This is a genomic window from Cupriavidus sp. GW823-FHT07B10 (assembly GCF_058794355.1).
The window spans coordinates 216,357-234,810 of sequence record NZ_JBXAGS010000005.1 but is presented as its reverse complement, the minus strand read 5'-3'; the positions used below and the strand labels follow the sequence as shown (position 1 = coordinate 234,810).

Here is an 18,454-nt window from a genome sequence, read left to right as displayed (position 1 = left end):
CCATTGGTAAAACCGTCATGATCAAGGAAATCGCACAACTCACCATCAAGCCCGGCATGGACAAGCAACTGGAGCAGGGCGTGAGCCAGGCCACGCCGCTGTTCCTGCGCTCGCGCGGCTGCCACGGCGTGCAGCTGTTCCGCTCGATCGAGCAGCCGGAACAATACACGCTAGTGGTGGAATGGGAGACGGTGGACGACCATATGGTCCATTTCCGCGAATCGCCCGAGTTCCAGCAATGGCGCGCCCTGGTCGGTGAAACCTTTGCCGCGCCGCCTGACGTGCACCACGTGGCCAAGGTCCTGTAAGCGCACGCCATGAGCACCCGGCCGGAACGTCCCCGCCATTTCTCGATGCTGCGCGAGCTGCAGCTGGCCGATGTCTTTACGCTGGGCAATGCGGCCTGCGGCATGGGGTCGGTGTTCTTCGCCATGTTCTACGTGGCCGACCAGCAGTTGTCGCATTTCTACACGGCGGCGGCATTGGCGCCGCTGGCCTTTATTTTCGACGTGCTTGACGGCCGCATCGCGCGCTGGCGCCATGCGCATTCGGCGCTGGGGCGCGAACTGGATTCGCTGGCCGACGTGATCTCGTTCGGCGTCGGGCCGGCCACGCTGGCCTTTGCCGCCGGCATGCGCGGCGGCTGGGACCTGGCCGTGCTGATCTACTTTGTCTGCTGCGGTGTCAGCCGGCTGGCGCGCTTCAACGTCACCGCCGAATCCCTGGCCGAGGGCAGCGACAGCGGCAAGGTCGCCTACTTCGAAGGCACGCCGATCCCGACCAGCGTGCTGCTGACCGCGGTGCTGGCATGGTGCGCCTGGCAAGGCCAGCTTGGCGGCGAACTGCCGGGCGGCGCGTGGGTGCTGGGCCCGGCGGTGCTGCATCCGCTGGTGCTGCTGTTCGCGCTGTCGGGCACGCTGATGGTCAGCAAGACGCTGCGCATTCCCAAGTTCTGAGCCGCTGGCGGCTTCGCTTCTGGCGGCCCCTTGCTGCGGGCCTCAGGCAGGCGCCGCATTTCCCGCCTCGGGACCTGCTGGCCGCGTGATGACCTGCCCGTCGCGGGCCCCGCTGTGCGCGCCGTGCTGCCAGGTAATGGTGCCGTTGACGATCACGGTGTCGATGCCTTCGGCTGGCCGGGTGGGGGTTTCGTAACTGGCGGCATCGCGCACGTTGGCCGCATCGAAAACGACGATGTCGGCATGGTTGCCCACGGTAAGCGTGCCGCGCCGGTGCAGGCCGAAGTTGCGCGCCGTCAGTCCGGTCATTTTCCAGACCGCCGTCTCCAGCGGGAACAGGCCGACCTCGCGGCAGTAGTGCCCCAGTACGCGCGGGAAGGTGCCCCACAGGCGCGGATGCGGGCTGGCGCCGACGGGGATGCCGTCGGAGCCGATCATGGTTTCGTCGAAGGCAAGGATGCGCTGGACATCGTCCTCGTCCATCTGGAAGTAGATCGCGGTGCCCGGCTGCAGGCGGCGCGCGGCTTCGTCCTTGGGCACGCCCCATTCCCTGGCGATGTCGTCGAGATCGCGGCCCGCGCATTCGGGGTGCGGTTCGCTGGCGGCGATCAGCACCCGGCCGTCGAGCATGCCGCGGTCAGTGCGGATCATGGTGGAGCCGGCCGTGTACGGGTAGCAGTCGAGCGACACGCACTGGTGCTTCATAGCCTCGCGGATAAAGGGCAGGGTTACCTGGCTCTTGCCAAAATTGGCCTGCCTCTGCACCTTGTGGTGCGACACCACCACCGGCACGTCGAGCTCTCGGCCGATGCGGAAGGTCTCATCGAGCGAGGCCATGACGTGGTCGGACTCGTCGCGCATATGGGTGACGTAGAGCGCCTTGCGCACACTGAGCGGCCGGCAGACTTCGATGATCTCCTCGGTCGTCGCCATGGCGGCGGGCGGGTAGAAGGTGCCGGTCGACAGGCCGATCGCGCCGGCCTGCATGGCCTCCTCGACCAGCGCCTGCATGGCGGCGATCTCCTTGGCATCGGCTGGCCGGTCCAGCGCCGCCATGGTGACCGCGCGCAAGGTCGAATGCCCGACCATGGCGGCTACATTGACCGAGCTCGGCATGGTACGCAGCGCGTCGAGGTAGGCGGCGAAGGTGGTGAAGCGGCCTTGCGCCGGTGTGTCGATCAGGCTCAGCGGCATCGGCAGATCCATGTCGGCGCGCAGCGGCGCGGCGCTGATGCCGCAGTTGCCGGCGATCACGGTGGTGACGCCCTGCGAGACTTTGAACGGCATGGTGGGTTGCGACAGCACCGCCTGGTCATCATGCGTGTGCGCGTCGATGAAGCCTGGGGCGACGATCAGGTCCGTTGCATCCAGCACGCGGTCGGCCGTGTGCCCGGCGAGGTCGCCGATCGCAGCGATGCAGCCGTCGCGCACGCCGATATCGGCGCTGAAGCGGGGTGCCTTGCTGCCATCGATCACGGTGCCGCCGGCGATCAGCAGGTCATAGTGCGGGGCGTGTGCAGAGGTGGGGTCGGACATGGGATTCCTTTCCTGGACTGGAGCGTGGCGGTCAGCGGAAATGGCAGGCCACGTGGTGGATGCCGGTGGCGGAGGGACGTTCGGTCAGCAAGGGGGCCTGCTCCTTGCAGCGGGCTTGCGCATGCGGGCAGCGCGTGTGGAAGCGGCAGCCTGCCGGCGGATTGGCCGGGCTGGGCGGATCGCCCTGCAGCAGCAGGCGCCGCGCGGGCCTGCGCGGGTCGGGCACCGGCACGGCGGACAGCAGGATCTCGGTATAGGGGTGGCGCGGCGCCGAGAACAAGGTGTCGCGGTCGGCCAGTTCGACGATCTGGCCGAGGTACATCACGGCGACCCGGTGGCTGATATGGCGCACCACGGCCAGGTCGTGCGCGACGAACAGGTAGGCGATGCCGAACTCGGCCTGCAGGTCCATCAGCAGGTTGACCACCTGCGCCTGGACGGAAACATCGAGCGCCGATACCGGCTCGTCGCAGACGATCAGCTTCGGGTTGAGTGCCAGCGCGCGCGCGATGCCCAGCCGCTGGCGCTGGCCGCCGGAGAACTCGTGCGGGAACTTGCGCACGGCTTCGGGCCGCAGGCCGACCTTGCTGAACAGCCATTGCACGCGCTCGTTGCGCTCGGCACGCGACTGCAGGCCGAAGTTGCGCAGCGGCTCGCCCACGATCTCGCCCGCCGTCAGCCGCGGGCTGAGCGAGGCATAGGGGTCCTGGAAGATGATCTGCAGGTCGCGCCGGCGCTGCCGCATGGCGCTTGCCGGCAGGCCCAGCAGTTCCTCGCCGTCGAGCTGCACCGAGCCTGAAGTCGGCTCGATCAGGCGCAGCACCGACTTGGCAGTGGTGGTCTTGCCGCAGCCGGATTCGCCGACCAGCGATAGCGTCTCGCCGTGCTCCACGGTGAAGGACACGCCGTCCACAGCCTGGATCGGCGGGCTGCCCGGTGCCAGCCAGCGCCGCGGTGCGAGGTAGTGTTTCTTCAGGCGGTCGACCTTGAGCAGGGGCGCTGGCGTGGTGGAGATTGTGCTCATGCGATGGCTTCCTGGGCTTGCGGGTTGCATTCGATGCGGCCTTCCTCGACGGCGAAGCAGGCCACCGCATGGTCGCCACCGTGGCGTGTGAGCTGCGGCAGCTCGCGCGCGCAGCGCGCGTTGGCATGCGCGCAGCGTGCCGCGAAGGCACAACCGCGCCGCGCTTCCTGTGGCGAGGGCACCAGGCCGGGGATTTCGGCCAGGCGGCGGCTGCTGGTGTTCATCGACGGCATCGATGCCATCAGCGCGCGGGAGTAGGGGTGCAGCGGGCGGTCGAACAACTCAGTGACGCTGGCTTCCTCGACCTTGAGCCCGGCGTACATCACGATCACGCGGTCGCAGCATTCGGCCACCACGCCCAGGTCGTGCGTGATCATCACCACGCCCATGCCCAGTTCCTGCTGCAGGCGGCGGATCAGGTCCAGGATCTGCGCCTGGATGGTCACGTCGAGCGCCGTGGTGGGTTCGTCGGCGATCAGCACCTCGGGATTGCAGGCCAGCGCCAGCGCGATCATCACGCGCTGGCGCATGCCGCCCGAAAGCTGGTGCGGATACTCGTTGACGCGGCGTTCGGGCTCTGGGATCTGCACCAGCCGCAGCATTTCCACCGCGCGCCTGAGCGCCTCGGAGCGGCTCGCGCCCTGGTGCAGCTGCACGGTTTCGCCAATCTGGCGGCCAATCGTCAGCACCGGGTTCAGCGAGGTCATCGGTTCCTGGAAGATCATTGAGACGCGATTGCCGCGGATGCGGCGCATCTCGCGTTCGCTGAGCTGCAACAGGTCCGTGCCGCGCAGCCGCACAGCGCCGCGGATGCGTGCCGGCGGCGTGGGCAGCAGCCGCATGATGGACAGCGCCGTCACGCTCTTGCCGCAGCCTGACTCGCCCACCACGCCCAGCGTCTGGCCGGCACGCACGGTGTACGAGACGCCGTTGACCGAGCGGGCCGGCCCAGTGAGCGTGTCGAAATGCGTATGGAGGTCCTCCACTTCGAGCAGCGGCTCGCCCGTGGCCGGCCTGACATGGGACATCGCGCGCGACATCGTGATGGTCATGGTTGCGCTCCCGGATTCAGAGTTGCCGCGCCAGGCGCGGATCGAGCGCGTCGCGCAGGCCGTCGCCGAGCAGGTTGATGGCCAGCACCGTCGCGGCCAGCAGGATGCCCGGGTACAGGATGATGTGGAAGGCCACGGCCACGAAATTGCGCCCCTCGGCCATCATGTTGCCCCAGCTCGGCATCTGGGCCGGCACGCCGACGCCGAGGAACGACAGCGCGGCTTCCGTGAGCACGGCGGTGGCGGCCACGAAAGTGGCCTGCACGATCAGCGGCGCCACCATATTGGGCACCACGTGGCGCACCAGGATCACCGGCAGGCGGGTGCCGACCGCATGCGCCGCCTCGACGTAGAGCTGCTCGCGCAGGGTCAGCGCCAGCGAGCGCACCAGCCGCACCACGCGCGGGACCTCGGGTATGGCGATGGCGATGATCACCGCGCCCAGGCTGGCCTGCGTAACGGCCATCAGCGCGATCGCCAGCAGGATGCCCGGGATTGCCATCAGGCCGTCCATCACGCGCATCACCAGGGAGTCCGCCCGGCGCACGAAGCCTGCGACCAGGCCCAGCAGCACGCCGGACACGGTTGCCAGCAGCCCGACCGACAGGCCCACGATCATGGAGACGCGGCCGCCCCAGACCGCGCGGCTGAATACGTCGCGGCCGAGCGCGTCGGTGCCGAACCAGTGCTCGGCCGATGGCGGCTGCATGCGCGCCAGCGGGTCGATGTCCTGCGGGTCGACGGTGGCAATCCAGGGCGCGCCGAGGGAGAGCACGGCGATCACCGCCAGCAACAGCGCGCCCAGGATCAGCGTGGGGTGCTTGCGCGCCCAGTGCCAGCGCGGCAGCACGAAAGGCGCATGGTCGGGTGCCGGTACGGCAGGTTCGTTCGCGGGCAGGGAAGTGGTCATGTCAGCAGTGTCTCGCGGCGAAGGCCATCAGTACTTGATGCGCGGATCGAACAGCCGGTAGCTGAGGTCGATCATCAGGTTGATCAGCACGTAGACCCCGGCGGAGACCAGCAGTACGCTCTGGATCACCGGGTAGTCGTGGCGCTGCACCGAGTCGACCACCAGGCGGCCGACACCCGGGATCGCAAACACGGTCTCCGTCACGACCACGCCGCCGATCAGCAGCGCGATGCCCATGCCGACGGTGGTGGCGATCGGGATCGCCGCGTTGCGCAGCGCGTGGCCCAGCACCGGCAGCACGCCCAGGCCCTTGGCGCGCGCAGTGCGGATGTAGTCCTCATGCAGCACTTCCAGCACGGTGGCGCGCGTCATGCGCGTCACCAGCGCGATATAGACCAGCGCCAGGTTGACGCAGGGCAGCACCAGGCTGCGCAGCCATGCGCCGGCGCCGTCGGCGAGGCGCGCATAGCCCTGCACCGGGAACCACGGCAACTGGATGGCAAAGGCGTAGACCAGCAGGTAGCCCACCAGGAACACCGGCAGCGAGAATGCCAGCACCGCGAACAGCATTACCAGCCGGTCGACCCAGCTGCCGGCGCGGTACGCGGCCAGCGTTCCCAGTGGCACCGCGACCAGCAAGGTCAGCAGCATGGTCAGCGCGGCGACAGAGATGGTCGGCTCCAGCCGCTGTGCCAGCAACTGCGCCACCGGCACCTGGGTGAAGATGGAGGTGCCGAGGTCGCCGGTGGCGAGCCGGCCGAGCCACAGCAAGAACTGCCGCCACAGCGGCTGGTCCAGCCCCAGCACGCCGCGCAGCCTGGCGATGTCGTCAACGGTCGCGAGGTCGCCTGCGATCAGCGCCGCCGGATCGCCCGGCGACAAGTGGATCAGCAGGAAGACCACCACGGCCACCACTGCCATCACGGGCAGCGTCGCGGCCAGGCGTCTGAGCAGGTAGCCCATTGTCGTGTTTCCCCCGGTGGTTCGTGCTTCGTGGTTATTTGTCGAGCATCCAGACCGTGGGCATGCCGGCCCACATCTTGTCGATGCCCTTGAGGCTGGCACGCGCCGCGAACGCCGACGAGTACTGGCCGGCGTTCACATAGGGCACCGCCTCATAGGCGCGCTTCTGGAAGGCATCGAGCAGTTCCTTGCGCTTGGCGGGCACGGTCTCGCGGACCCAGGCCGTGCGCAGTGCGTCGAGCGGCTTGTCGCAGGGCCAGCCGGGCAGGCTGGTGCCGCAGGGGGCGCTGAGGTAGGCATTGGTGATCGGGGAATCGGCATCGAACTCGCCCGCGACGGTCACGTACATATTCCAGCCCCCGGCCTCGGGCGCATCCCGCTTGGCGCGGCGCGCGCCGATGGAGGCCCAGTCCATGTTCTGCATGTCGACGTTCATGCCCATGCTGCGCATGGTCTGTGCCGCCATCAGGGCTTCAGCGTTGAGCTGGGGAATGTCGGTCGGCACCAGCAGCACCACCTTTTCGCCCTTGTAGCCCGCCGCACCCAGCAACTGCCTGGCACGCGCCGGATCGGCCTTGCGGTACGGTTCGGCGCCGGCAGCGGTATCGTTGGGGCCGCCGCAGATGAAGAAGGTGGCGCAGTAGTTGATGCGCATGTCGAGCGGATAGCCCATGGCCGCGGTGAAGCGTTCCTGGCTGACCGCCTGCAGGAAGGCCTGGCGCACTTTCGGGTTGTTGAATGGCGGATGCAGCTGGTTCATCACCAGCACGCCCTGGTAGGCCCCGCCCGAGCCGATCTTGATGCTGGCGTCGCCGCGCAGCGGGGTGATGTAGTCCGGCGGTACCTGTTCGATCAGGTCGACCTCGCCGCGCTTGAGCGCCGCGATGGCGCTGTTGGCGTCCGGCAGGTAGAGCCATTCGACGCGGTCCACGCGGGGCTGCTTGCTGCCGGCGAGACCGCTCGCGGGCTCGCTGCGTGCCACGTAGTGCGGGTTGCGCACGAACACCGCCTTGTTGCCCGGCACCCATTCGTCGCGCTTGAAGATGAAGGGGCCGGAGCCCAGCACCTCGGGCAGCGGCGCGGTGGCGGGCATCCTGGCCAGGCGCTCCGGCAGGATCACCGGGGGAAAGCCCGAGGGCTTGGCCAGCGCATCGAGCACCATGCCAAAGGGCTCCTTGAGCGTCAGCGTGAACGTGCGCGCGTCGACCGCTTTCCACTCGGCGCCGGCTTCGCCCATGGCTCGGCCCAGGCTGTCGCGCGCGCCCCAGCGCTGCAGCGAGGCGATCGCGTCGGCCGAGGTAACCGCGCTGCCATCCGAGAACTTCAGGTCGGGACGCAGCGTGAAGCTCCACTGCCGGCCATCCTTCGAGCTGCTGTACTTCTCGACCATCTGTGGTTGCGGCTTGCCCTTGGCATCCTGCGCGAACAGCGTGTCGTAGACCATGTAGCCGAAGTTGCGCGTGATGTAGGCCGTGGTGAAGGTCGGATCGAGGATCTTCAGGTCGGCATGTGCCACGACCTTGAGCGTCTTGGTCTGTGCCAGCACGGGAAGGCTGGCGCCTGCCAGGACCAGGGCGCCCGCCGCGAGCGCGGCGGACAGGGATCGGTTTGGTGTCATGTGCAGTCTCCGCTTTCTTCGTTGTCGTTGTTGTCGTGATCGCAGCCAGGCGGCCGGCGCTCAGGCCGCGGCGCTGTCCAGGGGCCACTTGGGCCGCTGGATCTTGCGATAGGGCAGGGTCGTGAGGTCAAGCGTGACGGCCCCCGGGGCGCCTGCGTAGATCACGTGCCTTGCCACTTTCGAGAAGGACGCGTAGAAGTGCTGCGAGGACTTGACCACGATGATCTGCTTGCGCGCCAGGTCACAGCCCAGCTGGGTGAACATGTCCGTGCCCATGGCCTGGTTGCGCAGCGTGTTCAGCACGATGTCGATGCCGTTGGCTTCCACCAGCGCGCAGTCGCCCATCTGCACCGGCGCGTCGGACAGCCCGGTCATCACCATGTCGGGCAGCAGAGCCTTGACCGTGCAGTCCAGGTCCAGCGGGTCGCCCGATAGCGGACTGATCTTGCCGCCGATGCGCATCCGCAGGCGTGCGCCCACGCCGGCATCGAAGGCGATGCGCACCGCGATCGGGTCCCACATCGGGCCGACCGCCGCATTGCCGATGCCGCGCTCGATCATGCGACGCAGGACAAAGGTGGAGTCGCTGGCTGCGCCGCCGCCGGGATTGTCGGCGCCGTCGGCCAGCACCACTGGCCCGCCGTCGCAGGCCAGCGCCTCGTCAAGCGAGGTGTCGATGTCCGGGTAGCGCACCGTGAGCCCGTCGCGCATGGCGATCAGTTCGTCGGCGAGTTGCCGCGCCAGCGCATCGGCCCTGGCCTGGTTGCCATCGACGTAGACCAGGACCTTGGTGCCCATCGCCGGCACATCGCCCCATGAAAACCCATGCGCCAGCGAGATCGACAGCACGCCGTCGCGCCCTTCCAGCGACTGGATGCGGTCGATGAAGCCGCGCGCCGGCTCGCGCGAGGTGTGGACCGTGACGATCATGCTGCAATCGACCACCGCCGCCACCGGGCGAACCTTGCCTGCCACCGTGGCCGCGCACAGGTCGACCAGTTCCAGCGCGCGTTCCAGCACGTCGGTATGCGGGTATTCCTTGAAGGCGACCATCACGTCGGCGTATGCCGTCATCTCGGGCGTCAGGTGGCAGTGCGGGTCCAGCTCCGCGCCGATCACCACGTCCGGGCCGACGATGGCGCGCACACGCTGCAGCAGGTCGCCCTCGCAGTCGTCATAGCCATCGGCCACCATCGCGCCGTGCAGGCCGAGCAGCACCATGTCCACCGGCAGCGCCGCGCGCAGGTCGGCCAATAGTTCCTCGCGCAGGGTTTCGTAGGCATGGCGGGTGGTGGTGCCGCTGGGCTGCGCGCCGGCCACCATGCCTTCGCACAGCTGCCAGCCGCGCTCCTTGCCGCGGATCCGTGCTGCCCACAGCGGCCCTGAGAAAAACGTCATCTGGTCAGGATGCTGGCCGGCCGCGAAGTAGCCGCGATCCCTGAAGGACGCCAGGCCGGTGGGCATCGGCGCAAAGGTGTTGGTTTCGGTAGCGAGGGAGGCACTGAAGACACGCACGATGGTTGGCTCCTGGTCAGTCGGGGATTAGCGGTTGGGGGAAAGCGCGATTCAGGCCGAGGCGGCCAGGCGGCGCAGGCGCCCCGGCCCAAGCATCCCGGCGCTCAGGCCGAACGAAGCAGGATGCGCCGGCACCGGCAGGCCGCGCGCCAGCGCGGCACAGGTCTCGCCCATGGCCGCCGAGGTCTGGATGCCGTAGCCGCCCTGGCCCGCCACCCAGAAGAAGCCCGGCACGGCGTCGTCGAACCCGCCCACCAGGTCGCCGTCGGCGACGAAGGAGCGCAGCCCGGCCCAGGTGCGCGCAGGGCGGCGGATCCTGAGCGAGGTCGCGGTCTCGATGCGGTCGATGGCGAGCGCGATATCCATTTCCTCGGGCTGGACGTCCTGTGGCTCGACCGGGTCGGCATTGGCCGGGGAGCCCAGCAACATGCCGGCATCGGGCTTGATGTACCAGTCCTCGTCGGCGCCGAAGACCATGGGCCAGCCGCTGGTGTCCATATCCGCGGGCGGAGCAAAGACGAAGGCAGAGCGGCGGCGGGGTTCAATCCCCAGCGGCTGCACGCCGGCCAGCCGCGCGATGACGTCGGCCCAGGCGCCGGCGGCGTTGAGTACCACCGGTGCCGTATATACCGACCCGCCAGCCTCCACGCGCCAGTGGTCCCGCACGCGTGCCATGGCCGTGACTTCGGCATCGCACACCAGCTTGCCGCTGGCCTGGCGCATGCCGCGCAGGTAGCCCTGGTGGATCGCGTCCACATCCATGTCCGCGGCGCCGGGCTCATAAACGCCGCCGATCACTTGCTCCGCGCGCAGCGCTGGTACGCGCTCGCACGCTTGCGCGGCACTCAGCAGGCGGGCGTCGGGATCGACGGCGCGCACCACGTCCCAGTGCGCGTCAAGCAAATGCTGTTGCCCGGGGCCGGCGACCATCAGCGCGCCGCGCGGCGTGAGCAGCGGGTGCGAGGCAAAACCCGGCGGCGGATCCTGCAGGAAGGCGCGGCTTGCCATCGTCAGCGCGCGGACCTGCGTGGTGCCGTAGCTTTCCATGAACAACGCCGCCGAGCGGCCGGTCGAGTGGTAGCCAGGCTGGGCTTCGCGTTCGAGCAGGATGACGCGGCCATGGGGCGCGAGCCAGTACGCGACGGAAGCACCGGCAATGCCGCCTCCGATGATGAGATAGTCGGCTGGAATCGGTGAGGCAGCGTGAGTCGGGTGCATGGATCAGGTGGCAGGAGAGCGCCTGCGGGGCGCTCATGCATTCGGAATGGGAGTGAGTGTAGGCAAGAATTTGCGTATATGCAAATTGCGGATACGCAAATCTTGCGCTAAGGTGGGCGGCAAGGGGATAAGCCTTGGCGCGGTCTGCTCTGTTAGCATTCCGTCCAACGGAAAAAAGGAAGCAGGCTTGAAACCACACACCGCCCACGGGCGCGGCAGCGGCATCGGGACCGATGACGGCGAGTCGCGCACGCTCGACCGTGAAACCTTTGGCAAGCGCCTGCGCGCGGCGCGCAAGGCCTTTGGCTGGACGCTGGCGCACCTCGCCGAACTGTCGGGAGTCTCGATCACCACCATCTCGCGCGCGGAGCGCGGGCAACTGGCGTTGGGCTACGAGAATTTTGCCGCGCTGGGCCAGGCGCTGCAGATGGACATGGGCTCGATGTTCGCGGGTGCCGGCACGAAGACGTCACCGTTCCAGGGGCCGGTCGTGACCCGGGCCGGCGCGGGCGTGACCTACCGGGGATCGTCGCTGACCTATGAGTTTCTTGGCACAGAGGCCGTCGGCAAGCAGATGAGCCCGGTGGTCGGTACCGTGCATGCGCGCCGCATCGAGGGCCCCGGTGACTTCTCGCGCCATCCCGGCGAGGAGTTTGTCTATGTGCTCAGCGGCGAGATCGAAATCCATTTCGACAACGGCGAGAAGCTGCACCTGGCGCGGGGCGATGCGTTGTATTTCGATGCCCGCATGGGCCACGCCTACATCAGCGTAAGCCGGCAACTCGCCCGGATCGTGGGTGTGACCACCAGCGAAAGCAACTTGATGAAGTCGGCCCAGGCGGCGAAGCCGGAGGCGGTGCCAAAACGGGCGGTCGGGCGCACGCAGGGGAAAGCCGCCGCGACCAGGGGCAAGGGCAAAGGCTGAAGGGGGCGGAACCCGCGCTTTCAGGTTCCGAGGTGAAACATTGCTTGCGGAGCCCCGCGTGGCCGTGGATACGGCATGGGGTCGGTGTTCTTCGCCATGTTCTTCGTGGCCGACCAGCAGCTGTCGCATTTCTTTACGGCGGCGGCGCGGCTTGCATGCCGTTGCGAGCAGGCTGTCCCTGGTGAATTCGGTTTTTTTGAATTCTGGCTTCATTTTTCTTGAAGAGCAAAATCAGAATCGCCTGATTTATTTTTTCGACAGCACCATTTTTACTATCCATCTTGAGTTGCAGCGCCGTCATTCAATGACCGCCGCAGCGACAGCGTGCCGCGAGACGCAGCGTATCCAGTCACTAGTTTTTTTCGGCACGAAAGCGTTCAACTCCACGGAGTGCTTCGCATGGGTAGCCGATTACCGTTTTCCTCCCGTACCGTTACCGTATCCGGTGATGGGTTGCCGGAACTATTGGGACAGCCGCTGCTAGTATTTTCCAGGCTGTCCGGCACCGAGGGTATCAATTCGCTGTTCGAGTATGAGCTGGAACTCAAGACGCCGGACGACCGCAATGTCCTGTACGGTCCGGCGGGCGATTTCGACCTGGAAGCCATGCAAGGCAAGGAGCTGACAGTCAGTATCGAACTGGACGGCTCCGGCAGCGGCCTGGACGGCGGCCTCGGCAGGGGCAAGCGCGAGATAACAGGGATCGTCACCGATGTGCGCGGCCCTTACCACGAAAACGAGCGCATTCGCTATCGCCTGACCTTGCGCCCCTGGTTTTGGCTCGGCACGCTCACCTCCACCTTCAAGCGGTTCCAGAACATGAATGTCCTGGAAATCGTGGAAGTGGTGCTGAGCAGATATACATTTCCGGTCGAGCGCCGGCTTTCACTCATCGAGTATCCCAAGCGCCAGTATCAATTGCAGGCCGGCGAGACCGACTACCAGTTCGTGCGCCGGCTGCTCGCAGAGTGGGGCCTGAATTTCCATTGGGAGCACACGAACGGCCATCACCGCATGGTGCTGACGGATGGCAATGGCGCCTTCCAGAACATCCCCAGCCCCGCGTATCACACCATCAACTGGTATCCATCCTCGGACCGGGTGGACGAAGAACACCTCCACCAATTCGAGGTACGCGATTGCCTGATTACAGGCTCGTGGGCGCACGGGGATTACGACTACAACCAGCCCCGCGCCGACCTGAATGTCTCCGTTGACGACCCCCGCGAGACCAGCCATGCCACCTATGAACTGTACAGCTGGCCAGGCGATTACGTTCAGCCCAAGTCCGGCAATGACGCCCGCAAGGAAGGCGACATGCTGGCGCGCATCAATATGGAACGCCTGCGGCAACACGGCGTGCGGGTGCGCGGCCAGGGCAACGTGCGCGCAATGGCGCCGGGCCACACCTTTACGCTGAAGCGCTTCCTGCGTGCTAAGGCCAACCGCGAGTACCTGATTTTCGCTACGCGCCTGCTAATCGAGGACGTGGGCGAGTTCGCGGGTAGCGACCAGCAATGGCGCTGCGAGGTGGAATTCGAAGCCCAGCCCACCAGCGAAATCTTCCGGCCCGAGTCGGTCAAGAAGCCTTACATCGGCGGGCATCACATCGCCAGGGTCGTCGGCCCGGCCAATCAGGAAATCTGGAGCGATGATCTGGGACGGGTGCGCTGCCAGTTTGTCTGGGATCGTTACGGTAGTTTTGACGAGAATAGCTCCTGCTGGATTCGCGTAACCGGTTTTTCATCGGGCGGTCGTTTCGGCAACACGCACCTGCCGCGCATCGGCCAGGAAGTCATTGTCATATACGAGGGCGGAGACCCGGATCGGCCAATCATCATCGGGCCTGTCAATAACCGGCTGAACCTGCCGCCGTGGCAGTTGCCCAGCCAGCATGCATTGTCCGGCTACCAGAGCAAGGAACTGTTCGGCGAAGGCCGCAACCAGACCCTCTACGACGACACGCAGGGCCAGCAGCAGGTGCAAGTCGGGTCGGACTACCAGAACAGCCTGCTGGCCCTGGGCCACATTGTCCGGGTGAGGGGTTGGGAGGGACGCAAGGACAAGCGGGGAGAAGGGTTCGAACTGCGCACCGACGCGCATGGCGCGCTGCGCGCCGCACTTGGCCTGCTTATCACCACCTTTTCGCGCCTGAACGCTGAAGGCAACGCGATGAATGTGCGGGATGTCGTCCAGTTGCTCGAACAGGCACAGGGCATTGCCGCCACCATGGGAGAGAAGGCGACTGAAGCCCAGGCCCAGGACGGCGAACAGACCGACATTGCAAAACTGCTGGAGAAGCAGCTCGAGCAAATCCAGGGCGGAGGCGAACTGAAGGAATTTACCGCCCCCCATCTGGTATCGGCCAGCCCCGCCGGCATCGTCTCCACGGCAGCGGGTTCGACCCACATCGCCAGCGGTGGCGACACCGCACTGACCACGGGGGAACACCTGTCCGTCACCGCCGGTGGCGGCTTCTTTGCCAGCGTGCGCAAGGCGCTGCGCATGTTCGCCTATGAGGCTGGCATGAAGCTGGTTGCAAACATGGGCGATATCGACCTGCAAGCCCTGAAGAACAATATCAATCTGCTGGCGAAGCTCAAGATCACCCTGACCGCCGACGAGATCACCATTCAGGCCAGGCAGAAACTGTTGCTGGCAGGCGGCGGCAGCTACCTGCGACTGGACGGCAACATCGAGCATGGCACCAACGGCAGGTTCACCGTCCACGCCGCCAGCAAGCTGCTGACCGGGCCTAACAGCATCCCGACGGAACTGAGCACAAAGCAGGTCTGCCTGGAATGCCTGCTCAAGGCAGCCAGGCGCAACACGGGCCTGCTGCTGCGCTGACCCGAGACCGACGATGACAACCGAACCAAACACCGTCTATATCTACGCGCTCGCCGACGGCGCCCAGCACCCGCTGCTGATTGGTGACCTGATGCGCGAGGCCACCGAGCACCGTAATGTGTATGCCGGCCTTCCCGAGGAAGAAGCGGGCGACGCCTCGCTGTTCCTGGCGCACATTGCAGATGCAGGCGAACCGTGGCTTGCCAGGCTGGATGAACTGGACTTGCTCGCCCCCTGCATGACCCTGATCTGGAGCCGCATCGGAATCGACGCGCTCGCCACGCACCTGCGGCAGTTCCTGATCGCCGCCCTCGGCGACGGGCTGAACGCCATGGTGCGTTATTTCGATCCGCGCAACCTGCGCACAGTCATGACGCTGTGGGGCGAAGAGACGACGCACAAGCTGATGGAACCCATTCTCCAGTGGAAGTACCGCGGCCATGATCCCGAGTGGAAGCGACTGGATGGGCCGCTGAACGGCAATCAGTTCGAGACGACACCTGTTGCCATTGCATTCGATGAGCAGCAGGTTGATGACTTCATGGCGCACTGCGAGCCGGATCAGATGCTGGCGGGCCTCGTTGAAGACGGCACCGTACCGGGCGATGGTCCCTACCTGCCGCGCTTCCTGGATTTCGTTGCGCGTTACAAGCGCGTGGCTGCCTGGCGGCTCATCGAGCCCGCCGACCGCCTTGGGTACTGCCAATACTCGTACCGCTATGGCGCCGACTTTGATCAAGATCCAGACGTGTACCGCGCGTTGGAACAACGGATGCACGAGGGCTGCAGCTTCAACGCCTGCATGGCCCATGTTCCTGACTACGTGTGGAAGCGCGTGCTTGCCAGGCAGGCCGATCAACAAGCGGAGAGAAACGATGACAAGAAATAGCTTGAATCGGAAGCGCGCACATCGATGGCAAGCCGCACTGGTGTTGCTGGGCGCGCTCGGTGTCCTTTCCGCATGCTCAGGCGAATCGCGGACTGACTTGGCGGCAAAAACCACGGTTGGAGCTGAGAAGGAGCACGTAAGTCCCGGCAGCGCTCGCGGTCTGAACTACTCGTCCGATGCCATCTATAGCTATTACGTCACGGGGCCACGAGGAATGAACGGTGGCGGCGCAAACATGGGGCCTGCATACAAAGAAGGGCCTGCCGAACCTGGCGAGATGTGTTGCGTCGGCATCCCTCAGCCATGGAAGCCCGGCACGCAACTACGCATCGAATGGGAGCGCGACCGCAAGCCGTTTGACTACAAGGACAGAAGCGGGCTGGCAGTGCTGACCGCAACGGTCACCGTGCCGGAATACGGTCCGGATACCTACGGATTCTGGGCGATATTCCTACCGGGGGATCGTGTCAAGGTGATGGTCATGGACGGCAATGCGAATGGTCACAATTCCGTCAGAACGAAGCCCGCAGAAGACGACCCTTTCGTCGTTCAAGGTGTACGTGACGAGGCCCTGACCCAGCAAGCACTGAAGAGGTTCCAATGATGACCGCTTTCCGCCTGCCTATTGCCATGCCGGAAACGGATAAGGGTCGCCTTCCCGAGGGAAAGCGCGCCTACCAGAATGGCAAGACCACCGTGGACGATCCCCATGGCGACTGTGAACAGACAATTCACATCAACCTGTTCTTCGATGGCACCAACAACAATGATGATGTCAGAACTCCTGCCCGCTGGCGGGATTCTACCTACAAGACGCATACCAATGTTGCGCGGTTGTTCCGGGCCTGCCCTACCCGCCCGCAGCAGGGGATCTTCAGTTCTTACATTGCGGGAGTCGGTACGCTCTTTCCCGAATTTGGCGAACACACCTATAGCAGTAGTGGCAAGGCTTTTGCGAGCGGCTTTGCCAAACGCTGTGCTTGGGGTTACACGCGCGTGCTGAACGCCGTGTACCAAGCTATGGTTCCGGGAGACGAAAATGGTCTCATCAAAGATGACGAAGCTGCCAAGATTTGTGCGAAGCTCGACTGGAACCTGGGTTCCTCCCTACTCACTGCCAAGGAGAAGCACCTCGGCAGCCTATACGACTCGCTGGTTCGCCAGTGCAAACGCAATCGTCTCGTCAGGAAGGCATACGTCAACGTTTTTGGCTTTTCGCGCGGCGCGGCGGGCGCCCGAGTGTTCGTCAGCAAGCTGATCAACTACTGGGCCAAGGCCGGGAAGCTGGCGGGCAAGATCGACTACGAAGTCAACTTCCTGGGGCTGTTCGATACGGTCGCGTCGGTGGGCCCGCCCGAGTCGTTTCAATCCGCCGTGGATCTGGAATACTTCGACGGGCATTTCTGGGCGGCAGGGGGCGGCGCCCTGAACATTCCCGCCCAGGTGCGGCGGTGCGTGCATTTCTTCTCCATGCATGAACAACGCATGAGCTTCCCGCTGGATTCCATCCGGAAGGGGAAGAGCTACCCGGCAGGCGACAGCAAGCTGCTGGAAGTGCCCTACCCGGGCGTCCACTCGGACGTGGGTGGCAGCTACGCGCCGGGCGATCAGGGCAAGTCGGTCAAGGGCGAGGGCCACCGGTTGGGCAAGATTCCGCTGCACGACATGTACATCGAGGCACTGAAGGTCGGTGTGCCGCTGCGGCTGGTGGATGCCAAGAACGACGAAGACCGGATGGATGCGAACAACATGCAGGATTTCGCCATCGACCCTGCCGTCGCCAAGGCCTTCAACGATTGGCGGGCAACCCTGCCCGCCATTGACGGCGTGGAGAAGGCCCTCGAATTTGGCCTGCGGCAAAGCCTGCAATGGCGCGCCTTGCGCGCACGCTGGCACACCGGCACCTACATTACCAACCAAGGGTTCTACCACTATTGCGCGGAGCCGGCGAACAAGCGCGAGGACAGCAAGACTCCCCAGCAACTGCGCACTGACGTGGATAAGGCAAGGAAGGCCGATCCCGTAATCCAGAAGCTGGAACAGGACAGCATCCAGTTGAAGCTTCAGGTCCAGCAGCTCAGAGACCGCGCAATGTTTCCCCAGACGACTTCGCAGGACATGGCGGGTTTGACCAAGCGCCGAGCCCTGGAGGCCAAGATTGCCGCGAACGATGCCGCCATCGCCGCGCGGGAGAATGAGCTGATGGCGGAGGCGGTTGGCAAGAACCCGGCCGACTGCCGCCCTGGGGAAGGTGCCGATGACTTTGTCACCAATGACCGCACCGACTTGCTGGAGGCGGCTGAGGAATTCCAGTTGCTATTGGGATACCTGCACCCTGAACTTCAGCCCGGCTTGAATGTGCGGAAGGAAATGATGGCCCGGCCGGCTTTTTCACCCATCGGGGCAGCGGAACGGGTCGCCAATGGTTTCAAGTACCTGGCGATGCCCCGCGCAGAGCGTCCACGCACGGATTCGAAGCTGCTCGTTATGGTCGACGACGATATCTTGACCAAAAGCGCTGCCGTTCGCGGTTATTGGCCCATCGATGACGTATTGGTGGAACCTGCGCCGGAGATGATCCTCTACCTGAGGGCCACGACCGCTGCCAAGGCCGTGGACGACTTTGCCTTGCGTGAGAAGGCAGCCATTGAGTTGCTCGATAACTACATCCACGACAGCCGTGCCTGGTTCCGTGTGCCGAATTTCCACGAATACGCACCAGGCGGCTACGGGTGGGCCAGGACATTCTTTGTCGGCGACAGCAAGGCAGTGCGGCACCTCGGCATGAGCGCAAAGGGCGTGTTGGACAAGGTGCAAGATACCGCTCTGGCCGTCGAGCGCGAAATCGATGCCGCCAAGGACAGGGTGATGCGGGCATTGGGCGACGCAGCAGGGCGCGCAGCGGATGCCGCCCGGGATGCAGTCATCGATCAAGGCAGGAAGGCCATGGAAAAAGTCATCCCCTCGGGATTCCCGATGCCAAGGCTGTGACGGACGC

The 18,454-nt window shown here is 65.5% G+C and carries 16 protein-coding genes; 7 read left to right on the top strand and 9 right to left on the bottom strand.

From position 1 onward, the window contains the following. Positions 1-17 precede the first annotated feature (17 nt). A complete protein-coding gene (locus AC1Q6V_RS13450) occupies positions 18-308 on the top strand; it encodes an antibiotic biosynthesis monooxygenase family protein (protein WP_010812465.1) in 291 nt (96 codons plus the stop codon). A 9-nt stretch (positions 309-317) separates the two neighbouring features. Further along, a complete protein-coding gene (locus AC1Q6V_RS13445; protein WP_011617023.1) occupies positions 318-956 on the top strand; it encodes a CDP-alcohol phosphatidyltransferase family protein in 639 nt (212 codons plus the stop codon). Between the two features lie 42 nt (positions 957-998). Here AC1Q6V_RS13445 and AC1Q6V_RS13440 read toward each other — a convergent pair whose 3' ends face one another. Genes AC1Q6V_RS13440 through AC1Q6V_RS13405 form a run of 8 tightly spaced genes read right to left on the bottom strand, consistent with a single transcriptional unit; the run spans position 999 to position 10,792 of the window. Further along, entirely contained in the window at positions 999-2,492 is a 1,494-nt protein-coding gene (locus tag AC1Q6V_RS13440; RefSeq protein WP_011617024.1) for an N-acyl-D-amino-acid deacylase family protein, read from the bottom strand. A 31-nt stretch (positions 2,493-2,523) separates the two neighbouring features. Further along, entirely contained in the window at positions 2,524-3,516 is a 993-nt protein-coding gene (locus AC1Q6V_RS13435; protein ID WP_454750183.1) for an ABC transporter ATP-binding protein, read from the bottom strand. Then, on the bottom strand, positions 3,513-4,568 hold the full coding sequence (locus AC1Q6V_RS13430; protein ID WP_454750182.1) for an ABC transporter ATP-binding protein: 1,056 nt from the start codon (positions 4,566-4,568) through the stop codon (positions 3,513-3,515). Before AC1Q6V_RS13430 ends, AC1Q6V_RS13435 begins: the two co-directional genes overlap by 4 nt. Before the next feature lie 16 nt (positions 4,569-4,584). Beyond that, positions 4,585-5,478 carry an ABC transporter permease gene (locus AC1Q6V_RS13425; RefSeq protein WP_454750181.1) on the bottom strand — a complete coding sequence of 298 codons (894 nt, stop codon included), beginning with the start codon at positions 5,476-5,478 and terminating at the stop codon, positions 4,585-4,587. A gap of 27 nt (positions 5,479-5,505) precedes the next feature. Further along, positions 5,506-6,441, bottom strand: coding sequence for an ABC transporter permease (locus AC1Q6V_RS13420; RefSeq protein ID WP_439672652.1), 936 nt, complete (start codon positions 6,439-6,441; stop codon positions 5,506-5,508). A 34-nt stretch (positions 6,442-6,475) separates the two neighbouring features. Next, on the bottom strand, positions 6,476-8,059 hold the full coding sequence (locus AC1Q6V_RS13415) for an ABC transporter substrate-binding protein (protein ID WP_010812472.1): 1,584 nt from the start codon (positions 8,057-8,059) through the stop codon (positions 6,476-6,478). A gap of 60 nt (positions 8,060-8,119) precedes the next feature. Beyond that, positions 8,120-9,574: a M81 family metallopeptidase gene (locus AC1Q6V_RS13410; protein ID WP_454750180.1), complete on the bottom strand. Its 1,455-nt coding sequence runs from the start codon at positions 9,572-9,574 to the stop codon at positions 8,120-8,122. 51 nt (positions 9,575-9,625) lie between these two features. Next, positions 9,626-10,792: an NAD(P)/FAD-dependent oxidoreductase gene (locus tag AC1Q6V_RS13405; protein WP_010812474.1), complete on the bottom strand. Its 1,167-nt coding sequence runs from the start codon at positions 10,790-10,792 to the stop codon at positions 9,626-9,628. 187 nt (positions 10,793-10,979) lie between these two features. On the opposite strand from AC1Q6V_RS13405, the gene AC1Q6V_RS13400 reads away from it, so the two are divergent. Further along, positions 10,980-11,717: a helix-turn-helix domain-containing protein gene (locus AC1Q6V_RS13400; RefSeq protein WP_010812475.1), complete on the top strand. Its 738-nt coding sequence runs from the start codon at positions 10,980-10,982 to the stop codon at positions 11,715-11,717. A gap of 133 nt (positions 11,718-11,850) precedes the next feature. On the opposite strand, the gene AC1Q6V_RS13395 is transcribed toward AC1Q6V_RS13400, so the two are convergent. After that, complete coding sequence (locus tag AC1Q6V_RS13395) at positions 11,851-12,018, bottom strand: hypothetical protein (RefSeq protein WP_161940220.1); 168 nt, start codon at positions 12,016-12,018, stop codon at positions 11,851-11,853. 98 nt (positions 12,019-12,116) lie between these two features. Here AC1Q6V_RS13395 and AC1Q6V_RS13390 point away from each other — a divergent pair, with 98 nt between their 5' ends. Genes AC1Q6V_RS13390 through AC1Q6V_RS13375 form a run of 4 tightly spaced genes read left to right on the top strand, consistent with a single transcriptional unit; the run spans position 12,117 to position 18,447 of the window. Continuing rightward, positions 12,117-14,567 carry a type VI secretion system Vgr family protein gene (locus tag AC1Q6V_RS13390; protein ID WP_011617031.1) on the top strand — a complete coding sequence of 817 codons (2,451 nt, stop codon included), beginning with the start codon at positions 12,117-12,119 and terminating at the stop codon, positions 14,565-14,567. Between the two features lie 13 nt (positions 14,568-14,580). Then, complete coding sequence (locus tag AC1Q6V_RS13385) at positions 14,581-15,456, top strand: DUF4123 domain-containing protein (RefSeq protein ID WP_454750179.1); 876 nt, start codon at positions 14,581-14,583, stop codon at positions 15,454-15,456. Continuing rightward, positions 15,443-16,060 (top strand): DUF3304 domain-containing protein, encoded by a 618-nt coding sequence (locus tag AC1Q6V_RS13380; protein ID WP_454750178.1) that lies wholly within the window; start codon positions 15,443-15,445, stop codon positions 16,058-16,060. Before AC1Q6V_RS13385 ends, AC1Q6V_RS13380 begins: the two co-directional genes overlap by 14 nt. Then, entirely contained in the window at positions 16,057-18,447 is a 2,391-nt protein-coding gene (locus tag AC1Q6V_RS13375) for a T6SS phospholipase effector Tle1-like catalytic domain-containing protein (protein WP_454750177.1), read from the top strand. The genes AC1Q6V_RS13380 and AC1Q6V_RS13375 overlap by 4 nt, the downstream gene beginning before the upstream one ends. The last annotated feature ends 7 nt before the right edge of the window (positions 18,448-18,454 follow it).

What these genes read in the sequence shown, in the direction of transcription:
- AC1Q6V_RS13425 (WP_454750181.1), bottom strand. Translation starts at nt 5,478, where the DNA reads ATGACCACTTCCCTGCCCGCGAACGAACCTGCCGTACCGGCACCCGAC.
- AC1Q6V_RS13385 (WP_454750179.1), top strand. Translation starts at nt 14,581, where the DNA reads ATGACAACCGAACCAAACACCGTCTATATCTACGCGCTCGCCGACGGC.
- AC1Q6V_RS13440 (WP_011617024.1), bottom strand. Translation starts at nt 2,492, where the DNA reads ATGTCCGACCCCACCTCTGCACACGCCCCGCACTATGACCTGCTGATC.
- AC1Q6V_RS13380 (WP_454750178.1), top strand. Translation starts at nt 15,443, where the DNA reads ATGACAAGAAATAGCTTGAATCGGAAGCGCGCACATCGATGGCAAGCC.
- AC1Q6V_RS13445 (WP_011617023.1), top strand. Translation starts at nt 318, where the DNA reads ATGAGCACCCGGCCGGAACGTCCCCGCCATTTCTCGATGCTGCGCGAG.
- AC1Q6V_RS13390 (WP_011617031.1), top strand. Translation starts at nt 12,117, where the DNA reads ATGGGTAGCCGATTACCGTTTTCCTCCCGTACCGTTACCGTATCCGGT.
- AC1Q6V_RS13435 (WP_454750183.1), bottom strand. Translation starts at nt 3,516, where the DNA reads ATGAGCACAATCTCCACCACGCCAGCGCCCCTGCTCAAGGTCGACCGC.
- AC1Q6V_RS13395 (WP_161940220.1), bottom strand. Translation starts at nt 12,018, where the DNA reads ATGACGGCGCTGCAACTCAAGATGGATAGTAAAAATGGTGCTGTCGAA.
- AC1Q6V_RS13450 (WP_010812465.1), top strand. Translation starts at nt 18, where the DNA reads ATGATCAAGGAAATCGCACAACTCACCATCAAGCCCGGCATGGACAAG.
- AC1Q6V_RS13420 (WP_439672652.1), bottom strand. Translation starts at nt 6,441, where the DNA reads ATGGGCTACCTGCTCAGACGCCTGGCCGCGACGCTGCCCGTGATGGCA.
- AC1Q6V_RS13375 (WP_454750177.1), top strand. Translation starts at nt 16,057, where the DNA reads ATGATGACCGCTTTCCGCCTGCCTATTGCCATGCCGGAAACGGATAAG.
- AC1Q6V_RS13415 (WP_010812472.1), bottom strand. Translation starts at nt 8,059, where the DNA reads ATGACACCAAACCGATCCCTGTCCGCCGCGCTCGCGGCGGGCGCCCTG.
- AC1Q6V_RS13405 (WP_010812474.1), bottom strand. Translation starts at nt 10,792, where the DNA reads ATGCACCCGACTCACGCTGCCTCACCGATTCCAGCCGACTATCTCATC.
- AC1Q6V_RS13430 (WP_454750182.1), bottom strand. Translation starts at nt 4,568, where the DNA reads ATGACCATCACGATGTCGCGCGCGATGTCCCATGTCAGGCCGGCCACG.